Here is a 22,408-nt window from a genome sequence, read left to right on the forward strand (position 1 = left end):
GCGCCTGAAAGGGCTCCCGGCTGGGAATCATTCCGATGACCTCCGGACGTTGAGACAAGTACCGGGCCAATGTCGGACCCCATGGGTAGGGTCTGATCAAGTGCTTCGAACCGAGCGGGGTGAGCTAGATGGCGACCAAGGACACCGGCGGCGGACAGCAGAAGGCGACGCGTTCCACGGAGGAGGTCGAGGAGCAGGCGCAGGACGCGCAGGCTTCCGAGGACCTCAAGGAACGCCAGGAGAAGCTGAGCGACGACGTGGACGACGTCCTCGACGAGATCGACGATGTGCTCGAGTCGAACGCCGAGGACTTTGTTCGAAGCTTCGTTCAAAAGGGCGGCCAGTAACCGGCCCCGCGCCGGAGGCCGGCTGCGGCTGTGCGGCACGGGCGGGCCGCCCGCGCCGCACCCCGCGGGCTCGGACCGCGTCACCGGTCCGATTGCCCACGCCTTCGATGTGGATCACCGTCACCGGGCGGGTAGGGTCCGGGGCATACCGTGCTTCAACTGCAATTCGGCGCAGGGCCGTCGCATACCTGGAGGGAAACGCGTGGAAGCCAACACTCGTAGCACCGGGCGTCTACCAGCTGCCTTCCTGACGCCGGGATCGTCCTCCTTCATGGACTTCCTGTCCGACCAGGCGCCGGAGATGCTGCCGGGCAACCGGCAGACGCCGCCCCTGAAGGGCGCCGTCGAGGCGCCGCACGGCACGACGATCGTGGCCGCGGCCTTCCCCGGCGGTGTGGTCCTGGCCGGTGACCGGCGGGCGACCATGGGGAACATGATCGCGCAGCGCGACATCGAGAAGGTCTTCCCGGCCGACGAGTACTCCGCGGTGGGCATCGCCGGTACGGCGGGTCTCGCCGTGGAGATGGTCAAGCTCTTCCAGCTGGAGCTGGAGCACTTCGAGAAGGTGGAGGGCGCCCAGCTCTCCCTGGAGGGCAAGGCCAACCGGCTCTCCACGATGATCCGGAGCAACCTGGCGATGGCCATGCAGGGCCTCGCCGTCGTCCCGCTCTTCGCCGGTTACGACATCGACCGCGAGCGCGGACGCATCTTCAGCTACGACGTCACCGGCGGCCGTTCCGAGGAGCACGTCGGCTACGCGTCCACCGGCTCCGGCTCGATCTTCGCCCGGGGCTCGATGAAGAAGCTCTACCGCGACGACCTGACGGAGGAGGAGACGCTGACGCTGGTCGTGCAGGCGCTGTACGACGCGGCGGACGACGACTCGGCGACGGGCGGTCCGGACGTGGGCCGCCGTATCTATCCGATCGTCACCGTCATCACGGACGAGGGCTTCCGGAAGCTGACCGACGCGGAATCCTCCGAGATCGCCCGCTCGATTCTGGAACGCCGCCTGGAACAGCCCGACGGCCCGCGCGCCGCGCTGCTCTGAGCACCCGTCCGTATCCAGCTTCTTCGATGCTCCCGCCACTGACAGAAAGGGACGGATAGCCGGTGTCGACGCCGTTCTATGTCTCACCTCAGCAGGCCATGGCCGACCGGGCGGAATACGCCCGGAAGGGCATCGCCCGCGGTCGCAGCCTGGTTGTGCTGCAGTACGCCGACGGAATCGTGTTCGTCGGCGAGAACCCGTCCCGTGCGCTGCACAAGTTCAGCGAGATCTACGACCGGATCGGTTTCGCCGCCGCCGGCAAGTACAACGAGTACGAGAACCTGCGCATCGGCGGAGTCCGCTATGCGGATCTGCGCGGTTACACCTACGACCGCGACGATGTGACGGCCCGTGGGCTGGCGAACGTCTACGCACAGACGCTCGGCACCATTTTCTCCAGCGCGGCCGAGAAGCCGTACGAGGTGGAGCTCGTGGTCGCCGAGGTGGGCAGCGCGCCCGAGGGCGACCAGATCTACCGGCTGCCGCACGACGGCTCGATCGTGGACGAGCACGGCTCGGTCGCGGTCGGCGGCAACGCCGAGCAGATCAGCACCTTCCTCGACCAGCGCCACCGCGACGGGATGTCGCTCGCCGAGGCGCTGAAGCTCGCGGTGCAGGCGCTGTCCCGCGACCCCAACGGCAGTGAGCGGGAGATCCCCGCCGACCGGCTGGAGGTCGCGGTCCTGGACCGCACGCGGCCGCAGCAGCGCAAGTTCAAGCGGATCGTCGGCCGGCAGCTGGCCAGGCTCCTCGAAGCGGAGGCCGCCGCGTCGACGCCGACCGACGCCCCGTCCGACGCGGAGGACGGCGACACCGCCCCGGACGGCCCCACGGCCACGACCGACACGACGGAATCCGGCGGCGACGTGGAGTAACGCCCCCGGACCGCCGAGCCCCGGCCCGCCCGCAGGCGGACCGGGGCTCCGTCACGCTCCCGCGCCTTCCGGCACCGGCGCCGTCGAGCCCCGGACGACCAGCCGCACCGGCAGGCTGCCCGGCTCGGCGTCCCGGCCGTCCAGGACCGCCAGCAGAGCGGCCATGCCGCGCTCGCCGACCTGCACGGCGGGCAGCCGGACCGTGGTCAGCTCCGGCTCCACCGCGGTGGCCAGGGCCAGGTCGTCGAAACCGGTGACCGAGACGTCGTCCGGCACCCGCAGCCCGAACCGGCGGGCCGCCTTGCACGCCCCCGCCGCCAGGATGTCGTCGTCGCAGACGATCGCGGTGGGCCGGGGCCCGGGCAGCCCGAGCGCGCGTTCCGCCGCCTCCCGCCCCGCCCGGACGTCCAGCGCCGCGGCCACCGAGCGGACCTCGGTGCCGGGGCTCCGGCGCAGCTCCTCGCGCAGGGCCGCCGCGCGGCAGGCGAAGGTCCAGGCGTCGACGGCCGAGGCCAGGTGGAGGAAGCGCCGGTGGCCGAGGGCGAGCAGATGGCAGGCCACCTGGCGCATCCCGTCGGCGATGTCGAGGTTCACCCGGGCGGCGGGCCCGGGCGCCGAGGGGTCGCTGTCCAGCATCACGAGGGGGACGTCCGCGCCGTGCAGGGCGTCGAGCGCGTCGGCGGCCATGGAGGAGGCGATGACCCCGTCCAGCGCGGCCCGGGCCGACGGGAAGGGGTCGCGGGCCGGGCCGGTGCCGTCCGGGGAGGGGTAGAGCACGACCCCGAAGCCGTGCTCGGCGGCGACCGCGGCGGCTCCGGTGTACACCCGGGCGAAGAACTCGTTGGTGAGGGCCGGGACGACCAGCAGCGCCGTCCGGGTGCGGCCGAGGCGCAGATTGCGGGCGGCGAGGTTGGGCCGGTAGCCCAGGCCGCGGGCGGCGTCGCGGACCCGTCCCGCGGTGGACTCGGAGACCCGTCCCCGCCATTTGTCGCCGAGCACCAGCGAGACGGTGGCCTGGGAGACGCCGGCGGCCCGGGCCACGTCACGGCTGGTGGGCCGGGGCGGGCCGAGTGGTGCGGGGCTGGTCACGCGGGCCTCCGGGCCGGTCGGTTCAGGCCCGTGAGGTGGACCTGCGGACGGGCTCATGGTACGTATGAACCCGGAAGTTATACGTAAAACCTCGCAGCCCGCACAGGCGCCCGAGGGAGAGGGGCGGGACATGGCCGCGGGATATCTGGACATCCTCCGGGCGCGGCACGCCGCCAGGCTGCTGACGGGCACCCTGGTGGGCCGGCTGCCGAACGGCACGGCGAGCATCGCGATCGTCCTGTTCGTCCGGGCCGAGGGCGGCAGCTACAGCGTCGCGGGCGCGCTCGCGGCGGTGTACGGGCTGGCCACCGCGGTCGGGCAGCCGCTGCTCGGTCGGGCGGTGGACCTGTACGGCCAGCCGCGCGTCCAGCTGCCCGCCGCCGTCGTCTCCGCGCTCGGCATGGTCCTCCTCGCCGCGGCCGGGACCGGCTCGCTCCCGCTCGCCTACGCGGCGGTGGCCGTGGCCGGGCTCTTCACGCCTCCGCTGGAGGGCGGTCTGCGGGCGCTGTGGCCGAGTGTGCTCGGCGGTGAGGACCGGGTGCACCGGGCCTATGCCATGGACGCCGTCGCGCAGGAGGTCATGTTCACGGCGGGTCCGCTGCTCGTGACGCTTCTGACCGCCCTCTGGTCGCCCGGCACGGCGCTGCTGGTCATCAATGCGATCGGGGTGCTCGGCGCGCTGTCGGTCGTGGTCTGCGAGCCCTCGCGGGCCTGGCGCTCCGCCCCGCGCGAGGCGCACTGGCTGGGCGCGCTGCGCTCGCCCGGCCTGCTGGCGCTGCTCGGCTCGTTCTTCTTCGTGGGCCTGGCGCTGGGCTCGATCACCGTGGCCGCGATGGCGTACGCCGACGACCGGGGCCGGGAGTCGGTGTACGGCTGGCTGATGGCCGCGCTCGGCCTCGGCGCCCTGATCGGCGGGGCGGTCTACGGGGCGCGGCAGTGGGCGGGGGCGCCGGAGCGGCGGCTGCGGGTGATCGTGGGGCTGCTCGCGGCGGGCTATCTGCCGCTGGTGCTGACGCCCGGCCCGGTCGCGATGACGGTGCTGGCGGCCGTCTCCGGGGTGTTCCTCGCCCCGGCCGTCGCGTGCTCGTTCATCGTGGTCGACCGGCACGCGCCGCGCGGGACGGTGACGGAGGCGTTCTCGTGGCTCGTGACGACCTTCGGGGTGGGCGCGGCCGTGGGGACCGCGGTGGCCGGTCCGGCGGTCGAACTGGGCGGGACGGCGTGGAGCTTCGCGGTCGCGGGGGCCGGTGGAGTGGCGGCGCTGCTCGTTCTCCTGGCCACCGGATCAGTCCTGGCGGCTCCCGCCCGTACCGCCGTAGCGGTGCGAGGATCGGAAAATGATCGAAACGGTGCCGTCGAACCCGGTTTCAGCTCGGGCCATCAGGCGTAATGTTCAGTCATGGACCGCCGCATTTTCGGGCTGGAGAACGAGTACGGCGTCACGTGCACGTTCAGGGGACAGCGCCGACTGTCTCCTGATGAAGTGGCGCGCTACCTCTTCCGCCGTGTTGTGTCATGGGGCCGCAGCAGCAATGTCTTTCTGCGGAACGGCGCCCGCCTCTACCTCGACGTGGGATCGCATCCGGAATATGCAACCCCCGAATGCGACAACCTGACCGAGCTGGTCACCCACGACAAGTCCGGCGAGCGCATTCTCGAAGGCCTGCTCGTCGACGCCGAACGCCGCCTGCACGAGGAGGGAATCGCCGGCGACGTCTATCTCTTCAAGAACAACACCGACTCGGCGGGAAACTCCTACGGCTGCCACGAGAACTACCTCGTCGCCCGGCACGGGGAATTCTCCCGCCTCGCGGACATCCTCATTCCGTTCCTCGTCACCAGGCAGCTGATCTGCGGCGCCGGCAAGGTGCTCCAGACCCCCCGGGGCGCCGTCTACTGCGTCAGCCAGCGTGCCGAGCACATCTGGGAGGGCGTCAGCTCCGCGACGACGCGTTCCCGCCCGATCATCAACACCCGCGACGAGCCGCACGCGGACGCGGAGCGCTACCGCCGCCTGCACGTCATCGTCGGGGACTCCAACATGTCCGAGACGACCATGCTGCTCAAGGTCGGCGCGACCGACCTGGTGCTCCGCATGATCGAGGCGGGCACGGTGATGCGCGACCTGACGCTGGAGAATCCGATCCGGGCGATCCGCGAGGTCAGCCACGACACCACCGGACAGCGCAAGGTCCGCCTCGCCAGCGGCCGGGAGGCGTCGGCCATAGAGGTGCAGCGCGAGTACTACGAGAAGGCCGTGGACTTCGTGGACCGCCGCGGCATCCGCACGGGCAACGTCGAGCGCGTCCTCGAACTGTGGGGCCGCACGCTCGACGCGATCGAGGCCGAGGACCTCGACCGGATCGACACCGAGATCGACTGGGTCATGAAGTACAAGCTCATCGAGCGGTACCGGGCCAAGCACAACATGACCATGTCGAATCCGCGGGTCGCCCAGATAGACCTCGCCTACCACGACATCCACCGCCGCCGTGGGCTGTACTACCTGCTGGAGCGCAAGGGGCAGGCCGCCCGCGTCTGCAACGACCTGAAGATCTTCGAGGGCAAGTCGGTGCCCCCGCAGACGACCAGGGCGCGGCTGCGCGGGGACTTCATCCGGCGGGCGCAGGAGCAGCGGCGGGACTTCACCGTCGACTGGGTCCACCTCAAGCTCAACGACCAGGCCCAGCGCACGGTGCTGTGCAAGGACCCCTTCCGGTCGGTGGACGACCGGGTGGAGAAGCTGATCGCGGGTATGTGAGGCGCAGGATACGCCCCGGTACCCGGTGCGACCCGGGCCCCGTACGTTCCTCGTACGGGGCCCTTCGTACGGCCTAGAGTGGCGGGGTCCCGGAACCCCTGGGGCGTGTCCCCCACATATGCCGTCTGAGATCTGAGGAACCAGTGCGCCGACTTGCCGGCCTTCTCGTCGTCCCCCTGCTGCTGTTGTCGTCAGCGGCCTGCGGCAGCGACGACAAGGGCTCCGACTCCGCTTCCGCCTCCGCGTCCGCCCCTTCCAAGGGAGGTTTCCCCGCCATCACCGCGGGCGCGAAGTTCGGCGAGAAGCCCACCCTGGCCAAGGGCACGGGTACGCCGCCCAAGGAGCTGAAGACCAAGGTCATCAGCGAGGGCGACGGCGCGAAGCTGAAGAACGGCGACGTCACCCAGGTCAACTACCTCGGCCAGGCGTACGACTCCACCGAACCGTTCGACAACAGCTTCGACCGCAAGCAGCCGTTCGACCTGACGCTCGGCGCGGGCATGGTCATCCAGGGCTGGGACAAGGGCCTGGTCGGCCAGAAGGTCGGCAGCAGGGTCCAGCTCGTCATCCCGCCGGACCTCGGTTACGGGGCCCAGGGCCAGGGCGACATCAAGCCGAACGCCACCCTGGTCTTCGTCGTGGACATCCTGAAGGCGAAGCAGATCCCGGCCTCGGCCAAGGGCACCGAGGTCGCCCAGGACAACAAGGACCTGCCGAAGGTGGGCACCAACACCGACGGCAAGGCGCCGAGCCTCACCATCCCGAGCAAGGTCGACCCGCCGAAGAAGCTGGTCTCCGACTACGTGCTGGAGTCCAAGGGCGACGTGGTCAAGGAGACCGACTCGGTCGTCGTGAACTACGTGGCCAAGCTCTGGAAGGACGGCAAGGAGTTCGACAACACCTACACCACGGGCAAGACGCAGACCTTCCCCCTGGCGCAGGTCACCCTCAAGGGGCTGAAGGACGGCCTGATCGGCAAGAAGATCGGCAGCCGGGTGCTGCTGGTCGTGCCGCCGGACCAGGGCCTCGGCGACAAGGAGCAGTCGGGCGTCCCCGCCAACTCCACGCTGGTCTTCGCCGTGGACATCCTGGCGAAGATGTAAGACTGTCCCGGTTGCCCAGTTCATCAGTAAGAGGAGCAAGTCAGTGAGCATCGACAAGCCCGAGGTCGACTTCCCGGGTGGCGAGCCGCCGGCCGATCTGGAGATCAAGGACATCTGGGAGGGCGACGGCGAGGAGGCCAAGCCCGGCCAGTTCGTCTCCGTCCACTACGTGGGCGTCGCCTTCTCCACCGGCGAGGAGTTCGACGCCTCGTGGAACCGTGGCGCTCCGCTGCAGTTCCAGCTCGGTGCCGGCCAGGTCATCTCGGGCTGGGACAAGGGCGTGCAGGGCATGAAGGTCGGTGGCCGCCGCCAGCTGACCATCCCCGCGCACCTCGCCTACGGCGACCGCGGCGCCGGCGGTGGCGCGATCGCCCCGGGCGAAACGCTGATCTTCGTCTGCGACCTGATCTCCGTCTGATCCCGCGCGCAGGACCAGCAGCAGGGCCCGCACCGCGAGGTGCGGGCCCTCGCTTTTGTCCGGACACCCCGGGGCGGTACGGTCGAGCGTCGTAGAGCACGAGGGAAAGGGCGTCGATGGCGATTGCCAAGGCCGAGCGGCTGATGAACCTGGCGCTGTGTCTGCTGGGGACCCGGCGCCCGCTCAGCAAGCGCGAGCTGCGCGGCTCCATCGAGGCGTACCTCGAAGCGGCTTCCGACGACGCCTTCAACCGGATGTTCGAGCGCGACAAGGACGACCTGCGCGAGCTCGGCCTGGTCATCGAGACCGTGGAGAACCTGGACGGCGACACCGGCTACCTCGCCCGCCGCGACAGCAACCGGCTGCCGCCCATCACGCTGGACGCCGAGGAGGCCGCCGCGCTCGGCCTGGCCGCCAAGGTCTGGCAGCAGGCCCGCCTCGCCGGCGCGGCCAGCGGAGCCCTGCAGAAGCTGCGGGCGGCCGGGATGCCCGAGACCGAGGACACCTACGAGGTCCACAGCGCCCTCGAACCCCGCATCCCCGTCCACGAGGCCGCGTTCGAACCCCTCATGCTGGCCTGCCGCGACCGCCGCCCGGTGACCTTCGACTACCGCAAGGCCAACGCCGCCCAGCCCGAGCAGCGCCAGGTCGAGCCGTGGACCCTGGAATGCTGGCGCGGCCACTGGTATCTCGCCGGCTGGGACCGCGAGCGGGGCGCCGAGCGCGTCTTCCGGCTCTCCCGGATCACCGGCAAGGTGCGCTCCCGGGCCGGCGCCTTCACCGCCGAGGTGCCCGACGTGGTCACCGTCCGCGAGACCGTGGAGAGCTGGGCCGGCGAGACGGCCACCCGGACCGCCCTGATCAGGCTCCGCGCCGACTCCGGATACCCGCTGCGCGCCCGCGCCACATCGGTCCGGGAACTCGGGAACGGGTGGGAGGAGTTGGAGATCCCGTACGGACACGGCCTGGACGCCTGGCTCGTGGAGTTCGGGCCCGACGTCGTCGTCACCGGACCCGAGGACCTGCGGGCCGACGTGGTGGACCGGCTGCGCGCCGTGGCCAAGGACTGAGGGGACCGCATTTCCATGGCCACGAACGCCATCGACCAGACGCGCCGGATGCTCTCCCTGGTGACGTATCTGCGCGAGCGCCCCGGCGCCCACGTCCAGGACGTCGCCCGGGCCTTCGGGATCACCGAGGACGAGCTGATCTCCGACCTGGACGTGCTGCCCATGTGCGGGACCAGCTTCCGCGGCGGCGACCTGCTCGACATCGACACCGACGGCGACCGCATCTGGTGGCACAACGCGGACGACGTCGCCGAACCGCTGCGGCTCGCCGCCGACGAGGCGACGGCCCTGCTGGTGGCCGCCCGCGCCGTGGCGACCCTGCCCGGGCTGCGCGAGAGCGACCGGCAGGCGCTGCTGCGGGCCACCGCCAAGCTGGAGGCCGCCGCCGGAGAGGTGGGGGCCGCGAGCTCCCGGCTCTCGGTCACCTTCGAGTCCGAGGGCGGTGTCTTCGCCGAGGTGGACCGGGCGATCTCGGAGCGGCGCCGGCTGTGGCTGCGCTACTACTCGCCCGCACGCGACGAGCTCACCGAGCGCGAGGTGGACCCGATCCGGCTGTTCGCCGTCGGGCACACCTACATGGAGGCGTGGTGCCGCTCCTCCGAGGACCGGCGCACCTTCCGCCTCGACCGGGTCGCCGAGATCCGCCTCCTCGACGCGCCCGCCGCCCCGCCCGAGCTGGAGCTGCGGGACCTGTCCGAGGGGCTGGTCCAGCCGGCCGCCGAGGACCCGGAGGTCGTGATCGAGGTCGGCCCCGGCGGGCGCTGGGTCGCCGAGTACTACCCGCACGACCGGGCGGAGGAACTGCCCGACGGCGGTCTGCGGATCACCCTGCGCACCCCGGACCCGGCCTCGCTGCGCCGGCTCGCGCTCCGGCTCGGCCGGGAGGGGCGGATCGTCTCGCCGCCCGAGCTGGCCGAGAGCGCGCGGAGTGCGGCGCGGGCGGCGCTCGCCGCGTACGACGGCACGGCCTGAAGGGACGGCTGCTGACATGAGCCACCTGTCCGCGCTGCCGGGCCGCGCCGCCGTACCGACCGTGGCGGTGCCGGAGTCGGCGCGCTTCAAGGCCGCCTGCCCCGACTGCCGCGCGCGGTTCGAGCTGGCGGCGGCGGAGTTCCGGCTGGTGATCGGCGCGACCAGCCGCACCACGTTCTACTCCTTCACCTGCCCCGACTGCGCCGCGTGCGTCCGCAAACCGGCGGGGGAGCGGATAGTGCAGCTCCTCACCGACGGCGGCGTACGGACGCTGCGCCTGCACACCGGCTCCTGAAAGGCTTCTCGCGCATGTTCTGGCCCATGCTCGCCATCGCCCTGGGATTCCTCGGAATCGCCGTGCTCGGCGTGCTGGCCATCAGGGTGTTCATCGAGGCCCAGCGCCTCGGCCACCAGGTGACCCGCACCACGGAGCGCATCAACCGCGCCGCCGACGACCTGGAGCGCGCGGCCGTCCGGCTCGCCGCCACGGGACAGACCCTGCCCTAGAGGGCCCATAGACGCGGCCTCCTGTTTCGGGGGCCCGGGAGGTACGCTGCTGCAGGACGGCCCAGGCAGGCAGGGAGGTGCGGGCCGCAATCGAAAGTACGCACGGGCATTGCCTCGCGTTTACTCCCGCGGGTTACGATCGCTGCCGGCGAATCGTCGGATGTGTATCCGCCACTCAAGGGCAGCGAGCCCACCTCCAGCCGCCTCAGCCAGAAGGAAGCACACCATGGGCAATCTGAAGCCTCTCGAGATCGTACTGATCATCGCTGTCATCCTGCTGTTGTTCGGCGCCAAGAAGCTTCCCGACATGGCCCGCTCGCTGGGCAAGTCGGCCCGCATCCTCAAGAGCGAGGCCAAGGCCATGAAGAAGGACGACGAGCCGACGGCCACCGCGACCACGGACGCCGCCGCCGACCAGGGCACGCAGCCGGCAGCGCGCACGATCCAGGCCGCGCCCGGTGACGTCACCAGCTCCCGCCCGGTGAGCGAAGCGAAGCCCACCACCCAGAGCTGACCGCGCTGACGGGTTCTGCCGTCAGCCGCCGCACGAGACGAGGGAAGTGGGTTGCTCAAGTCTGCCCGCAAGCAGGAGAAGGACAGCGAGGGGCGGATGCCTCTCGCTGATCACCTGCGAGAGTTGCGTAACCGACTGATGATCGCGGTCCTGGCGATCATCGTGATCACGGCGATCACGGCGTTCTTCTACAAGGACCTGATCCATTTCCTGATCAAACCGATCCTGGAGTCGGTCGGCTGCGCGAACGGCGAGAAGAGGCAGGCCAACGGCCACCCGTGCGCCGAGATGACGGTGAACGGCCTCGTCGCCCCGTTCTCCATCGCGCTCAAGGTATCCCTCATGGCAGGGGTGGTCCTCTCCACTCCGGTCTGGCTCTACCAGCTGTGGGCGTTTCTCGCCCCGGGCCTCCACAAGCACGAGAAGCGGTACGCGCTGGGCTTCGTCGCCGCCGGGGTGCCGCTGTTCCTCGCGGGCGCAGCCCTCGCCTACGTGCTGATGCCGAAGACCGCCGAGGTGCTGCTCGACTTCACCCCGGACAACACGACGAACCTGCTGCCCGTCGACGACTACCTCAACATCATCACGCGCATGGTGGTCGTGTTCGGTCTCGCCTTCGAGCTGCCCCTGCTGCTGATCCTGCTGAACTTCACCGGAGTGCTCACGGCCAAGCGGCTGGCCTCCTGGTGGCGCGCCATGGTCATGGGCATCACCGTCTTCGCCGCGGTGGCCACCCCCACCGGCGACCCGCTCACGATGATCACGCTGGCCGCCCCCATCGTGCTGCTCTACTTCATCGCGCTCGGCATCTGCCTCGCCAACGACCGGCGCCGCAAGCGCAACAACCCCGACGCAGACCTCGACGACGACGAGGCGTCCGACCTCGACCTCACGCCCTCGGACCTGGGCGACATGGAGCAGGTGTCGGCGTCGCCCACGCTGCCCGGCCAGTCCGACGGCGGACGGTCCTCGGTGCGCGACGGTTACGACGACATCACCTGACCTTGTAGGGTCCCCGGGTGACCAGCGAGATCACCCTCTTCGTCAATCCCACCGCGGGAAGCGGCCGGGGCGCGCGAGCCGCGCAGCCGGCCGCTTCCGCGTTGCGGGAGGCCGGCTTCTCCGTGCGCACGATCCTCGGTGAGGACGCCGGTGACGCGCTGCGCCGGGCGCGGGACGCGGTCGCCGAGGGGACCGGCGCGCTCATAGCCGTCGGCGGGGACGGGCTCGTCTCCCTCGCACTCCAGGCGGTCGCCGGGACGCTCACCCCGCTCGGCGTGGTGGCGGTGGGGACCGGCAACGACTTCGCGCGCGCCCTGGGCCTGCCGATACGCGACCCGGAGGCGGCCGGCCGGCTCGCCGCCGACGCGCTCAAGGGCCGGGCGCCCGCGCGCGAGATCGACCTCGGCCGGATCGGGGAGCGCTGGTTCGGCTCCGTGCTCGCCTCCGGGTTCGACTCCCGGGTCAACGACCGGGGCAACCGGATGCGCCGGGTGGGCGGCCGGTTCAAGTACGACCTGGCGATCCTCGCCGAGCTGGCCGCCTTCAAGCCGGTCACGTACCGCATGACGCTCGACGGCGGGCCCGCGCGCGAGATCCGGGCGACGCTCGTCGCGGTCGGCAACGGCACCTCGTACGGCGGCGGCATGCGCATCTGCGCGGACGCGGACATGGGCGACGGCCTCTTCGACGTCACGGTGGTCGGCGAGTGCAGCCGTACGACCCTGCTCAAGGTCTTTCCCCGGGTCTACAAGGGGACGCACCTCAGCCACCCCGTCGTCACCGTGCACCGGGCCTCCTCGGTCACGCTCGAAGCCGTCGGCGTCACGGCCTACGCGGACGGCGAACCGCTCGGCGCGCTCCCGGTGACCGCCGCCTGCGTGCCGAGGGCGGTACGGATGCTGGGCGCGGCCCCGGCCTCTGTCATGGGCGATTAAAGATCGCGTCACTGTCAGAGGCGGCGGGTAGGCTCGACGACAAGATGACAGAGGACCTCTCACCAGCTGAGCGCTACCAGGCTTCCCGGCTCCGGGCGGCCGAGCAGGCGACCGCTCTCGGGCCGTTCCGCGAGATGTACGACTTCGATCTCGACCCGTATCAGATCGAGGCGTGCAAGGCGCTGGAGGCCGGGAAGGGCGTGCTCGTCGCCGCCCCCACCGGCTCGGGCAAGACGATCGTCGGCGAATTCGCCGTGCACCTCGCCCTGGAGCAGGGCCGCAAATGCTTCTACACCACGCCGATCAAGGCCCTGTCCAACCAGAAGTTCGCCGACCTGGTGCGGCGCTACGGCTCCGACAAGGTCGGCCTGCTCACCGGTGACAACAGCGTCAACGCGGACGCCCCGGTCGTCGTCATGACCACCGAGGTCCTGCGGAACATGCTGTACGCGGGCTCCCAGGCGCTCAACGGCCTCGGCTACGTGGTCATGGACGAGGTGCACTACCTCTCCGACCGCTTCCGGGGCGCCGTCTGGGAAGAGGTGATCATCCACCTCCCCGAGTCGGTGACCCTGGTCTCCCTGTCGGCGACCGTGTCCAACGCGGAGGAGTTCGGCGACTGGCTGGACACCGTGCGCGGCGACACCGAGGTCATCGTCTCCGAGCAGCGGCCCGTCCCGCTCTGGCAGCACGTGCTGGCCGGGCGCCGGATGTACGACCTCTTCGAGGAGGAGACCGACCACGGCGGCCGTGGCGTCGGCCGCCGCGAGGTCAATCCCGACCTCGTCCGCCTCGCCCGCATGGAGAACCAGCGCGGGTACAACCCCCGCGACCGCCGCCGCGGCAAGATGGTCCGCGAGGCGGACCGCGAGCGCGAGCGGCGCCAGCGCAGCCGGATCTGGACGCCCTCGCGGCCCGAGGTCATCGACCGGCTGGACGCCGAGGGGCTGCTCCCCGCGATCACGTTCATCTTCAGCCGGGCCGCCTGCGAGGCCGCCGTCCAGCAGTGCCTGCACGCCGGGCTCCGGCTCAACGACGACGACAGCCGCCGGCTGGTGCGGGAGATCGTGGAGGAGCGGACGGCGTCCATCCCGCCCGAGGACCTGCACGTCCTGGGGTACTACGAATGGCTGGAGGGCCTGGAGCGGGGCATCGCCGCGCACCACGCCGGGATGCTCCCGCGGTTCAAGGAGATCGTCGAGGAGCTGTTCGTCCGGGGCCTCGTCAAGGCCGTCTTCGCGACGGAGACGCTCGCGCTCGGCATCAACATGCCCGCCCGCTCGGTGGTCCTGGAGAAGCTCGTCAAGTGGAACGGCGAGCAGCACGCCGACATCACCCCCGGCGAGTACACCCAGCTCACCGGGCGGGCCGGCCGGCGCGGGATCGACGTCGAGGGCCACGCCGTGGTGCTCTGGCAGCGCGGCATGGACCCGGGCGCGCTCGCCGGACTCGCCGGCACGCGCACGTATCCCCTGCGCTCCAGCTTCCGGCCTTCGTACAACATGGCCGTGAATCTTGTGCAGCAGTTCGGACGGCACCGCTCGCGCGAACTGCTGGAGACCTCCTTCGCGCAGTTCCAGGCGGACCGCTCGGTCGTCGGGATCTCCCGCCAGGTCCAGCGCAACGAAGAGGGCCTGGAGGGCTACCGCGAGGGCATGACCTGCCATCTCGGCGACTTCGAGGAGTACGCGCGGCTGCGCCGCGACCTCAAGGACCGGGAGACGGAGCTGGCCAAGCAGGGCGCCTCCCAGCGGCGGGCCGCCGCCGCCGCGTCCCTGGAGAAGCTGAAGCCCGGCGACGTCATCCACGTCCCGACCGGCAAGTTCGCCGGCCTCGCGCTCGTCCTCGACCCCGGTCTCCCGGCCGGTCGCACCAACGGCCACGGGCACCGCGGCATGGAGTACCACGACGGGCCCCGCCCGCTGGTGCTCACCGCCGAGCGGCAGGTGAAGCGGCTCGCCTCGATCGACTTCCCGGTGCCCGTGGAGGCCGTGGAGCGGATGCGGGTGCCGAAGTCGTTCAACCCGCGCTCGCCGCAGTCGCGCCGGGACCTGGCCTCCGCGCTGCGGACCAAGGCCGGGCACATCGTCCCGGACCGGCACCGCAGGGGGCGCGCCCCCGCCGCCGACGACCGCGAGATCGCGCGCCTGCGGGCCGAGCTGCGCGCCCACCCCTGCCACGGGTGCGACGAACGCGAGGACCACGCCCGCTGGGCCGAGCGCTACTACCGGCTCCAGCGCGACACCCGGCAGCTGGAGCGCCGCATCGAGGGGCGCACCAACACCATCGCCCGGACCTTCGACCGGATCGTGGCCCTGCTCACCGAGCTGGACTACCTGCGCGGCAGCGAGGTCACGGAGCACGGTCGGCGCCTCGCCCGGCTCTACGGCGAGCTCGACCTGCTGGCGAGCGAGTGCCTGCGCGCCGGCGTCTGGGAGGGGCTGAACGCGGCGGAGCTCGCGGCGTGCGTCTCCGCCCTGGTGTACGAGGCCCGGCAGACCGACGACGCGGTGGCGCCGAAGCTGCCGTCGGGGCCCGCGAGGACCGCGCTGGGCGAGATGGTCCGCATCTGGGGGCGGCTCGACGCCCTCGAGGAGGACTTCAAGATCAACCAGGCGGAGGGGGTCGGCCAGCGCGAGCCCGACCTCGGCTTCGCCTGGGCGGTCTACATGTGGGCGTCCGGCCGCTCGCTGGACGAGGTGCTGCGCGAGGCGGACATGCCGGCGGGCGACTTCGTGCGCTGGTGCAAGCAGGTCATCGACGTGCTGGGCCAGGTGGCCGCCGCCGCGCCGCGCGAGAACAGCTCGGTGGCCCGGAGCGCCCGCAAGGCGGTCGACGAGGTGCTGCGGGGCGTCGTGGCGTACAGCTCCCTGGGCTGAGACACGCAGAAGCCGGCCGGGCTCGGCCCGGTCGGCTTCTCGGCGGCTCCTTTCCAGGACCGGCCACCCCGGTCTCTAGGACCGGCGGCCTCGGCTCATTTTCATCGACGCGCCCGCGCAGACCAGTCCGAGCAGGGCGGTCAGTCCGCCGATGATGACGTTGTTGAGGATGACGCCGGTGTCCGGGCTGCTGCCCACCACCCAGGGCGAGATGACCATCCAGGCACCCATGGCGCAGATCGCCCAGCTCAGGCCGTACATCCGCTGCGGCATCGCGGTGAACCCGAGGCCCAGCACGGCGATCGCGATGCCCATGACCAGGTTGTGCGTCACCAGGGCGGACTGCGACGTGGTGAAGTGCAGCACCCAGGGAGAGACGGCGCAGTAGAGGCCGACCAGGAAGACCGGCGCGTCCACCAGCGCCACGTCGCGACCGCCCATGACGCGTGCGTAACGGTCACTCATTTCCGATACATCGGGGTGTCCGGCCATGTCGTGGCCGACGTGCGAGACGTTTGACATCGATTTCGTCCCCTTCGGATCATGCGGACCCGGTCACCGCCACGCGCGGGAAGTGGCCCGCACTGACCATTCTGCTCTTATCTGCCGCTTATGCGCAGGTTCGAGGGGCCTTCATCTCCGCGGGATTCGCACCGCCCCTCGCGGCGGGCCCGGGGGCCCGCCGCGAGGAAGGCGGTCACGCGGCGGGCGGCATCAGGACCGTGTCGACGATGTAGACCGTGGCGTTGGCCGTGGGGACGTTGCCGCAGACGACCTTCGACGAGTCGTTCACGGTGTACGTCGTGTCCGATCCCGAGGTCGTCAGCTCCTCCTTCTCCAGGGACTCGAAGGAGCCCTTCTCCAGCTGCTTCGGCGTCAGCTTCTGACCCACCACGTGGTAGGTGAGGACCTTGGTGAGCGCGTCCTTGTCGGCGAGGAGCTTGTCGAGGTCGGCCTTCGGGATCTTGGCGAATGCGTCGTTGGTCGGGGCGAACACGGTGATGTTCCGGGCGTTGTTGAGCGTGTCGACCAGTCCGGCCTTCTTGACCGCGGTGACCAGGGTGGACAGGGCCGGGTTGTTCGATGCCGCCGTGGCGACGGGGTCCTTCGCCATGCCGGTGAAGGAGCCCGCGCCGCTCTTCGGGACCGAGGCGCAGGCCGGGCCGAAGGGCTCGTCCGGGTCCATGGACTTCTCGGCCGACGGCTGGGCGGGGGCCTTCGCGGAACTGGCGCCCGCCCCGGACGCGCTGTCCTCGGAGTCGTCGGAACAGGCCGTCAGGGCCAGCGGAAGGACGAGCGCGGCGGACAGCGCGACGGCGGCGCGGCGGGCGTGGATGAGCTTCACGGTGTTCTCCTGTATGGGTAATCGATTGAATGCGTACGGTAATTGGCCTGGGGTGCGCGCGGCCCGGACGGACGGTGCGCGAGTCGGGGGAGGCGGCGGCACGGCCGCGTGCTCAGGACACGTCGACCACCACCGAGTGCCGGCCGGTGGCGCCGTCCGGCACGGTGCCGGTGCGGCGGGAGGTCTGCGTCGCGCCGGTCCCGTCGGTGGCGCGGACCTCCAGGGTGTGGCTGCCCGGGGTGGCTGGCCACTCCCACACCCACTGGCGCCAGACGTCCCGGCCCGCCGGCGCCGCGAGCCGCGCCGGGTGCCACGGGCCGCCGTCCACCCGGACCTCGACCCGGCTGATGCCCCGCCGCTGGGCCCAGGCGACCCCGGCGACCGGCACCGTGCCCGCCTTCGGGGACGCGAAGGGGCGCGGGGTGTCGATGCGGGCCTGGGTCTTGACGGGCGCCCGGCGGGACCAGGTCCGCTGCACCCAGTACGCGTCGTACGCGTCGAAGGTGGTCAGCTCGATGTCCTTGATCCACTTGCAGGCCGACACGTATCCGTACAGGCCGGGGACGACCATCCGGACCGGGAAGCCGTGCTCGAAGGGCAGCGGCTCCCCGTTCATGCCGAAGGCGAGCAACGCGTCGCGGCCGTCCATGACGTCCTCGACCGGGGTGCCGATCGTCATGCCGTCCACCGAACGCGCCACGAGCTGGTCGGCCGGACCGCCCTCGGACGGGGGCCGCACCCCCGCCTCGCGCAGCAGATCGGCGAGATGAACGCCGAGCCACCGGGCGTTGCCGACGTACGGTCCGCCGACCTCGTTCGAGACGCAGGTCAGCGTGATGTCGCGTTCGACGGATTCCCGGTCCAGCAGGTCCTGGAGGGTGAGCGTCACCGGGCGGGTCACGCCCTCGCCGTGGATGCGCAGCCGCCACGCCCCGGCGTCCACCCTCGGCACGACCAGGGCCGTGTCGACGCGGTAGAAGTCCTTGCCGGGCGTGACGAGGGGGCTCAGCCCCGGGATCTCCAGTTCCGCGCCGGCCGGCACCGCGGGGGCGGGCGAGGCGGGCAGGGGAAGCCTCACCTCCCGCCGGGACGCCCGCGCTCCGGCCCGCACGGCGGAATCGAGCCGCCGCCCCAGCAGCCCCGCCCCGGCGGAGGCCGCCACCGCGACGCCGGCCGCGACGACGAACCCGCGCCGGTCGAAGCCCCCGGCCGCCCGCTGTCCGGACGGCCGGGCCGGGGCCAGCCGCCCGGACAGCAGATACAGCACCCCCGCACCCACCAGCGCGCCCACCACCGACGGCAGGGCGTCCGGGACCCGGCCCTCCGGCCGCCCGACCGCCGCCGTCGCCCCGACCGCGCCGAAGACCAGCACGGCCGCCGCCCCGGCGGGCCGGTGGCGGAGCGCCAGCAGCCCGACCGCCGCGGCGAACAGTGCCAGCACCGCGAGGATGCCGAGCTCCAGGACCAGCTTGTCGTCGGTCCCGAAGTTCCGTACGGCGAAGTCCTTCAGCGCCGGGGGAGTGCGGTCGATCACCGCGCCGCCCACCGCCGTGACCGGACCCGCCTCGGGGCGCACGATCGCCGCCGCCGGCTCGGCGACGGCCAGGGCGCTGAACCCGGCGATCACACCGCTGAGCGCGGCACTGGCCGCCCGCAGCGCGCGGGACCGCCGGGGCTCGGCGGCCCCGGTTTCCGGATCGTTCTGGTCTTCACTCACGACCGGGATTCGGAGCCCGCGGCCCGGCGGATTGGTCGCTCACCCGATCGGATGAAGGCCTGTTCCGGCCGATGCGCCGCGCGTTCGTGTGTGCTGCGCGTACACCATCGCCGCGCGTTCGCGTGTGCTGCGTGTCCACGTGTGCCGCGCACTCGCGTGTGCCGGGTGTCCACGTGCGCCGCGCACTCGCGTGTGCCGCGCGCACCGCACCGCGCCCGCCGCGTTCGGGCTGAGCGGGTGGCGGCCCGGAAGGCCCCGGCCGTTCGCGTGGGCCGTTCAGGCCGGCAGCTTCATGAGCGCCACCGGGGCGGACGTCGGCCGCTCGGAACCGCCTGCCGGTTCCACGGTGACGCCCATGCCCGTGGCCCCGCCGACCGGGCCGTCCAGCAGCGTCGTGTACGTGGTCGAGGACGGGCCCGTGGCGCGCATCAGGCCCGCCGGGCGCATCGTTCCGCCGTCGTCGAACCACAGCTGGTACACCTTGCCGCTGGGCGCCTCGGCCAGCCCGGAGGCCAGGAACACCGCCCGGTCCTGACCGCGGGAGACCACCACCGTGCCCTGCGCCCCGCCCTTCAGCGCGCCGGACGCGGTCTTCGCGTCGGGCGCCGCGAGGACCCGGGCCACCTGCTCGGCGCGCAGCCGGGCCGCGTCGGCCTGCCGCTGGGCCTCGCGCGCCTCCTGGTGCTGCCACACGGCGATCCCGCCGAAGCCCGCCGCCGCGGCAAGGCACGCGGCCAGGGCGAACCGGGACCACCGGGCCGCGCCGCCTCGCCGGTCCGGTGAGCGCTCGCGACGGGGGAGGGCCGGCGGCTCCTGGCGTACGGTCGTGATCTCCCGGAGCACCCGCTCCCGCAGCTCCCGGGGGGCCGGCGCGGCGACGGCGAGGCCGAGGCGGGTCGCGGTCTCGGAGAGCTCGCGGACCTCGGTCGAGCAGGCCTCGCAGTCGCCCAGGTGCCGTTCGAAGTCCCGGCGTTCGCTGTCCGGCAGGGCGTGCAGAGCGTAGGCGCCCGTCAGTGTGTGCAGTCCGGCGTCGGTCATGAGGCCACCCCGAGGCAGTCGCGCATCCGGATCAGCCCGTCGCGCAGTCGAGTCTTGATCGTGCCGAGCGGCACCGCGAGGAGTTCGGCCACCTCGCGATAGGTGAGCCCCCGGTAGTACGCCAGGGTGACGGACTCCCGCTGGAGCTCGGACAGCGTCCGCATGCAGCGGCGCACCTGCTCGCGTTCCAGCCGGGCCTCCACCTGTTCGGTGACCTCGTCGAAGGCGGGCGTGCGGTCGAGCAGGGCGGCCTTGTGCTCGCGGGCGGCCGACGCCTGCGCCGAGCGCACCCGGTCCACGGCGCGGCGGTGGGCCAGGGTCAGCACCCAGTTCATGGCGCTGCCCCGGGCGGCCTGGAAACGGGACGCGGTGCGCCACACCTCCACCAGGACCTCCTGGGCGACCTCCTCCGACTGGGCGGGATCGCGCAGCACCCCGCGCACGAGCCCGAGCACCGGTCCGCTGACCGCGTCGTAGACCTGGGCGAACGCTTCCTGGTCGCCCCGGGCGACCTGGCCCATCAGCTCCTGGAGATCGGGCCCCGCCGAGGCCGTTCCGCTGATGTACACGGCTTCCTTCACGCGGGGTTCCCTTCGATGGTCATCGCTCTCCGGGAGTGATTCGGAGCCGGTGCCCGGGCGGATTGGCCGGAAGCCGGAGATCCTTCCACGTCTTCGAGCACGGCACGCCGACCGCTGCCCCCTGGCCCCGTCAGGGGGCAGCGGTCGGGCAACGCCGACGGCTCACCGCCCGGACGGCACCGGATCGGTCGCCCTGTCCGCCCCGCCCGACGGTCCGCAAGCCCGTTCCCCGGCCGGGCGCAGTGCGGCGTACGCGCCCGCCGCCGTCGCCGCGGCCAGGAGCGCGGCACAGGCGAGGGTCACCCCGTCCGGGTGGATCAGCGGCTGCCCCCGCAACGCCTGCCACAGCACCAGGGCGACGAGTCCCGCGTACGCACCGCAGGCGACCCGCGTCAGCCGCAGTCGCACCCGCGCGTCCCGCAGCCGGCGGAACCGGGGGGCCAGCGCCACGAGGGCGAGCAGGAACAGCGGGAGGATCTGGAGCGCGTGCATCCCCACGAAATGCGGAACGCGCAGGTCGCCGCCGGTCGTGGACCACCCGGTGAACGGCATCGAGGGGCCGCCGTCCGGGACGCCGACCGCGTGGGCGCCGAGCACATCGGCCGTGCCCCGCCGGTCGGCCGCGCGCTGCTCGGCGGTCGGCCGGGTCATCAGGAAGCCGACACCCGCCCCCGCGAGCGCCAGGAAGACGCCGGCGCGGATCGCCAGGGCCGAGGCGCGGTCCGCGATCCGGGTGCGCAGCAGCAGGACGCCGATGACCAGCGTGCCCGCCCACAGCACGACCACGGTGGCGCCCATCACCTGGAACAGCGCGTTGTCGAACGGTGTGGCGACGTTGAAGTGGCTCCGCTTCCCCCGGATCACCTGCCCGGTGATGATCACCATCTCGCCCAGACTGGCGAGGGCGACGACCGTCCCGGCCCATCGGCCGACGCGCCGGCCCCGGTCGGCCAGTGTCAGCATCCAGGCCAGCGAGAGCGCGTACGCGACGAACGACACCGAGAACTTGAAGGGCTTGGCCCAGATCGCCGCGCCCGCCAGGACCCGGTCGTCGGTCAGCAGACCGACCCCCGAGACCACGGTCATCACGGCCATCGCGGCGGCGAAGAGGACTAACGGGCGGTGCCAGGTACGCCATTGAGGCATGAGTATCCCCCCTGGAGACTCGATCGGTCATGGATGTATGGATAGTGGATAGTGGTGCTTACTACTACCCGTAGGCGAACTATCTATGATGGAAGTCGAGTTGGCAAGCGAAGGGAGCGAACGCACGGTGCGTATGGGCGAGTTGAGCCGCAGGTCCGGGGTGCCGGTACCGACGATCAAGTTCTACGTACGGGAGGGACTGCTGCCCGCCGGCCGGCTGACGAGCCCCAACCAGGCGAGTTACGACGAGGGACACGAGCGCAGGCTGCGGCTGATCCGCGCCCTGCTCGACGTCGGCAAGCTCCCGCTGTCGGCCATCGGGGAAATACTGCGGGTCGTGGACGACCCCGCCCAGCCGGTCCACAAGGTCCTCGGGGTGGCCGCCGCCCGGCTCGACGCGTCGTCAGCCGACGAGCCGGGGCCCGAGCTGGCCGGGGCCCGCGAAGAGGTGGCGGAGCTGCTGGAGCGCAGGGGTTGGCGCGCCGGGCCCGGCAGCGCGGGCGCGGAGTCCCTCGCCGAGGTGCTGGTCGCGCTGCGCCGCGCCGGGCACGGCGCCTTCATCGACCTGCTCGACGCGTACGCGGACGCCGCCGAGCAGATCGCGCGGGTGGACCTCGCCTACGTCAGGAACAGGGTGGCGCGGGAGGACCTGGTGGAGAGCGTGGTCGTCGGCACGGTCCTGGGCGAGGCGATGTTCGGCGCGCTGCGGAGGCTCGCGCACGCGGAGGCGTCGGCGCGCACGTACGAGGACGGCCGGCCGCCGGGGGAGGGCGCGCCGGGGGAGGCCGACCCGGACTGAGGTCGCTCCGGGCGGGGCCGTGCCGGGTGAGACGCCTCGGCAGGGGGCTTCTCGGTCCGGGGCTTCTCCATACGTGCCTTCTCCGTACGGGACTTCTCGGTCCGGGGCTTCTCCGTACGTGCCTTCTCCGGGCGGCGTCGCGTCGGAGGGATGGCCGCCGGCCCGGTCCGTGTCACCGGCGGTGGCCGGGGGAGCCGCCGGGGGCCGGGGCCCGGGACCGCTGTGCCCCGGTCCGCCGGACCGGGGCACAGGGGAGCGT

23 protein-coding genes and 1 pseudogene are annotated in these 22,408 nt (G+C 72.0%); 17 read left to right on the forward strand and 7 right to left on the reverse strand.

Annotation, left to right across the window (positions count from 1 at the left end):
• The first annotated feature begins 128 nt into the window (after positions 1-128).
• The 4 genes and pseudogenes from FKN01_RS29005 (at position 129) to prcA (ending at position 2,273) form a co-directional block, all read left to right on the forward strand.
• A complete protein-coding gene (locus FKN01_RS29005) occupies positions 129-347 on the forward strand; it encodes a ubiquitin-like protein Pup (protein WP_018524080.1) in 219 nt (72 codons plus the stop codon).
• Between the two features lie 94 nt (positions 348-441).
• A pseudogene (locus tag FKN01_RS29010) lies at positions 442-598 on the forward strand (endonuclease domain-containing protein); the annotation flags it as partial.
• The gene (prcB, locus tag FKN01_RS29015; protein WP_143625630.1) at positions 550-1,398 is read left to right on the forward strand and encodes a proteasome subunit beta; all 849 of its coding nucleotides are present in this window, start codon (positions 550-552) and stop codon (positions 1,396-1,398) included. The pseudogene FKN01_RS29010 and the gene prcB, both read left to right, overlap by 49 nt.
• Before the next feature lie 62 nt (positions 1,399-1,460).
• Entirely contained in the window at positions 1,461-2,273 is an 813-nt protein-coding gene (gene prcA, locus FKN01_RS29020) for a proteasome subunit alpha (RefSeq protein WP_143625631.1), read from the forward strand.
• 51 nt (positions 2,274-2,324) lie between these two features.
• Here prcA and FKN01_RS29025 read toward each other — a convergent pair whose 3' ends face one another.
• Positions 2,325-3,314 (reverse strand): LacI family DNA-binding transcriptional regulator, encoded by a 990-nt coding sequence (locus FKN01_RS29025; protein WP_143625651.1) that lies wholly within the window; start codon positions 3,312-3,314, stop codon positions 2,325-2,327.
• 178 nt (positions 3,315-3,492) lie between these two features.
• On the opposite strand from FKN01_RS29025, the gene FKN01_RS29030 reads away from it, so the two are divergent.
• The 12 genes from FKN01_RS29030 to FKN01_RS29085 all read left to right on the forward strand — a co-directional run bounded on the left by FKN01_RS29030 (position 3,493) and on the right by FKN01_RS29085 (position 15,523).
• The gene (locus FKN01_RS29030) at positions 3,493-4,752 is read left to right on the forward strand and encodes an MFS transporter (RefSeq protein WP_143625632.1); all 1,260 of its coding nucleotides are present in this window, start codon (positions 3,493-3,495) and stop codon (positions 4,750-4,752) included.
• Positions 4,753-4,761: 9 nt separating this feature from the next.
• Entirely contained in the window at positions 4,762-6,123 is a 1,362-nt protein-coding gene (gene pafA / locus FKN01_RS29035; protein WP_143625633.1) for a Pup--protein ligase, read from the forward strand.
• Positions 6,124-6,266: 143 nt separating this feature from the next.
• Positions 6,267-7,226 carry an FKBP-type peptidyl-prolyl cis-trans isomerase gene (locus tag FKN01_RS29040; RefSeq protein WP_143625634.1) on the forward strand — a complete coding sequence of 320 codons (960 nt, stop codon included), beginning with the start codon at positions 6,267-6,269 and terminating at the stop codon, positions 7,224-7,226.
• Positions 7,227-7,269: 43 nt separating this feature from the next.
• On the forward strand, positions 7,270-7,644 hold the full coding sequence (locus tag FKN01_RS29045; protein ID WP_143625635.1) for an FKBP-type peptidyl-prolyl cis-trans isomerase: 375 nt from the start codon (positions 7,270-7,272) through the stop codon (positions 7,642-7,644).
• Between the two features lie 116 nt (positions 7,645-7,760).
• On the forward strand, positions 7,761-8,714 hold the full coding sequence (locus FKN01_RS29050; RefSeq protein WP_143625636.1) for a YafY family protein: 954 nt from the start codon (positions 7,761-7,763) through the stop codon (positions 8,712-8,714).
• Between the two features lie 15 nt (positions 8,715-8,729).
• Complete coding sequence (locus tag FKN01_RS29055) at positions 8,730-9,686, forward strand: YafY family protein (protein WP_143625637.1); 957 nt, start codon at positions 8,730-8,732, stop codon at positions 9,684-9,686.
• Positions 9,687-9,702: 16 nt separating this feature from the next.
• Positions 9,703-9,981: a hypothetical protein gene (locus FKN01_RS29060; protein WP_143625638.1), complete on the forward strand. Its 279-nt coding sequence runs from the start codon at positions 9,703-9,705 to the stop codon at positions 9,979-9,981.
• Between the two features lie 14 nt (positions 9,982-9,995).
• Entirely contained in the window at positions 9,996-10,193 is a 198-nt protein-coding gene (locus tag FKN01_RS29065; RefSeq protein ID WP_143625639.1) for a hypothetical protein, read from the forward strand.
• Between the two features lie 226 nt (positions 10,194-10,419).
• On the forward strand, positions 10,420-10,707 hold the full coding sequence (tatA, locus tag FKN01_RS29070; protein WP_143625640.1) for a Sec-independent protein translocase subunit TatA: 288 nt from the start codon (positions 10,420-10,422) through the stop codon (positions 10,705-10,707).
• A 51-nt stretch (positions 10,708-10,758) separates the two neighbouring features.
• Positions 10,759-11,709: a twin-arginine translocase subunit TatC gene (gene tatC / locus FKN01_RS29075; protein ID WP_143625641.1), complete on the forward strand. Its 951-nt coding sequence runs from the start codon at positions 10,759-10,761 to the stop codon at positions 11,707-11,709.
• A gap of 17 nt (positions 11,710-11,726) precedes the next feature.
• Positions 11,727-12,644: a diacylglycerol kinase gene (locus tag FKN01_RS29080; RefSeq protein WP_143625642.1), complete on the forward strand. Its 918-nt coding sequence runs from the start codon at positions 11,727-11,729 to the stop codon at positions 12,642-12,644.
• 44 nt (positions 12,645-12,688) lie between these two features.
• Positions 12,689-15,523, forward strand: a complete 2,835-nt coding sequence (locus FKN01_RS29085) for an RNA helicase (protein ID WP_143625643.1) — start codon at positions 12,689-12,691, stop codon at positions 15,521-15,523.
• A 75-nt stretch (positions 15,524-15,598) separates the two neighbouring features.
• Here FKN01_RS29085 and FKN01_RS29090 read toward each other — a convergent pair whose 3' ends face one another.
• From FKN01_RS29090 to FKN01_RS29115, 6 genes are all read right to left on the reverse strand, one after another.
• Complete coding sequence (locus FKN01_RS29090) at positions 15,599-16,045, reverse strand: SPW repeat protein (protein WP_185993030.1); 447 nt, start codon at positions 16,043-16,045, stop codon at positions 15,599-15,601.
• 175 nt (positions 16,046-16,220) lie between these two features.
• Positions 16,221-16,868 (reverse strand): fasciclin domain-containing protein, encoded by a 648-nt coding sequence (locus tag FKN01_RS29095; protein ID WP_143625645.1) that lies wholly within the window; start codon positions 16,866-16,868, stop codon positions 16,221-16,223.
• A 112-nt stretch (positions 16,869-16,980) separates the two neighbouring features.
• Complete coding sequence (locus tag FKN01_RS29100; RefSeq protein ID WP_143625652.1) at positions 16,981-18,525, reverse strand: molybdopterin-dependent oxidoreductase; 1,545 nt, start codon at positions 18,523-18,525, stop codon at positions 16,981-16,983.
• Positions 18,526-18,861: 336 nt separating this feature from the next.
• On the reverse strand, positions 18,862-19,623 hold the full coding sequence (locus FKN01_RS29105; RefSeq protein WP_143625646.1) for an anti-sigma factor domain-containing protein: 762 nt from the start codon (positions 19,621-19,623) through the stop codon (positions 18,862-18,864).
• On the reverse strand, positions 19,620-20,204 hold the full coding sequence (locus tag FKN01_RS29110) for a sigma-70 family RNA polymerase sigma factor (protein ID WP_143625647.1): 585 nt from the start codon (positions 20,202-20,204) through the stop codon (positions 19,620-19,622). The genes FKN01_RS29105 and FKN01_RS29110 overlap by 4 nt, the downstream gene beginning before the upstream one ends.
• A gap of 162 nt (positions 20,205-20,366) precedes the next feature.
• Positions 20,367-21,350 carry a hypothetical protein gene (locus FKN01_RS29115; RefSeq protein WP_260697059.1) on the reverse strand — a complete coding sequence of 328 codons (984 nt, stop codon included), beginning with the start codon at positions 21,348-21,350 and terminating at the stop codon, positions 20,367-20,369.
• A gap of 133 nt (positions 21,351-21,483) precedes the next feature.
• On the opposite strand from FKN01_RS29115, the gene FKN01_RS29120 reads away from it, so the two are divergent.
• Complete coding sequence (locus FKN01_RS29120; protein WP_185993031.1) at positions 21,484-22,149, forward strand: MerR family transcriptional regulator; 666 nt, start codon at positions 21,484-21,486, stop codon at positions 22,147-22,149.
• Positions 22,150-22,408: the final 259 nt, after the last annotated feature.

Origin of the sequence: Streptomyces sp. 130 (assembly GCF_007096885.1) — a bacterium.
Classification (GTDB): domain Bacteria; phylum Actinomycetota; class Actinomycetes; order Streptomycetales; family Streptomycetaceae; genus Streptomyces.

Coding starts and splice junctions, on each gene's coding strand:
- FKN01_RS29060 (WP_143625638.1), top strand. CDS start 9,703: ATGAGCCACCTGTCCGCGCTGCCGGGCCGCGCCGCCGTACCGACCGTG.
- FKN01_RS29005 (WP_018524080.1), top strand. CDS start 129: ATGGCGACCAAGGACACCGGCGGCGGACAGCAGAAGGCGACGCGTTCC.
- FKN01_RS29105 (WP_143625646.1), bottom strand. CDS start 19,623: ATGACCGACGCCGGACTGCACACACTGACGGGCGCCTACGCTCTGCAC.
- pafA (WP_143625633.1), top strand. CDS start 4,762: ATGGACCGCCGCATTTTCGGGCTGGAGAACGAGTACGGCGTCACGTGC.
- FKN01_RS29120 (WP_185993031.1), top strand. CDS start 21,484: ATGGGCGAGTTGAGCCGCAGGTCCGGGGTGCCGGTACCGACGATCAAG.
- FKN01_RS29115 (WP_260697059.1), bottom strand. CDS start 21,350: ATGCCTCAATGGCGTACCTGGCACCGCCCGTTAGTCCTCTTCGCCGCC.
- FKN01_RS29085 (WP_143625643.1), top strand. CDS start 12,689: ATGACAGAGGACCTCTCACCAGCTGAGCGCTACCAGGCTTCCCGGCTC.
- FKN01_RS29030 (WP_143625632.1), top strand. CDS start 3,493: ATGGCCGCGGGATATCTGGACATCCTCCGGGCGCGGCACGCCGCCAGG.
- tatA (WP_143625640.1), top strand. CDS start 10,420: ATGGGCAATCTGAAGCCTCTCGAGATCGTACTGATCATCGCTGTCATC.
- FKN01_RS29055 (WP_143625637.1), top strand. CDS start 8,730: ATGGCCACGAACGCCATCGACCAGACGCGCCGGATGCTCTCCCTGGTG.
- FKN01_RS29050 (WP_143625636.1), top strand. CDS start 7,761: ATGGCGATTGCCAAGGCCGAGCGGCTGATGAACCTGGCGCTGTGTCTG.
- FKN01_RS29065 (WP_143625639.1), top strand. CDS start 9,996: ATGTTCTGGCCCATGCTCGCCATCGCCCTGGGATTCCTCGGAATCGCC.
- FKN01_RS29090 (WP_185993030.1), bottom strand. CDS start 16,045: ATGTCAAACGTCTCGCACGTCGGCCACGACATGGCCGGACACCCCGAT.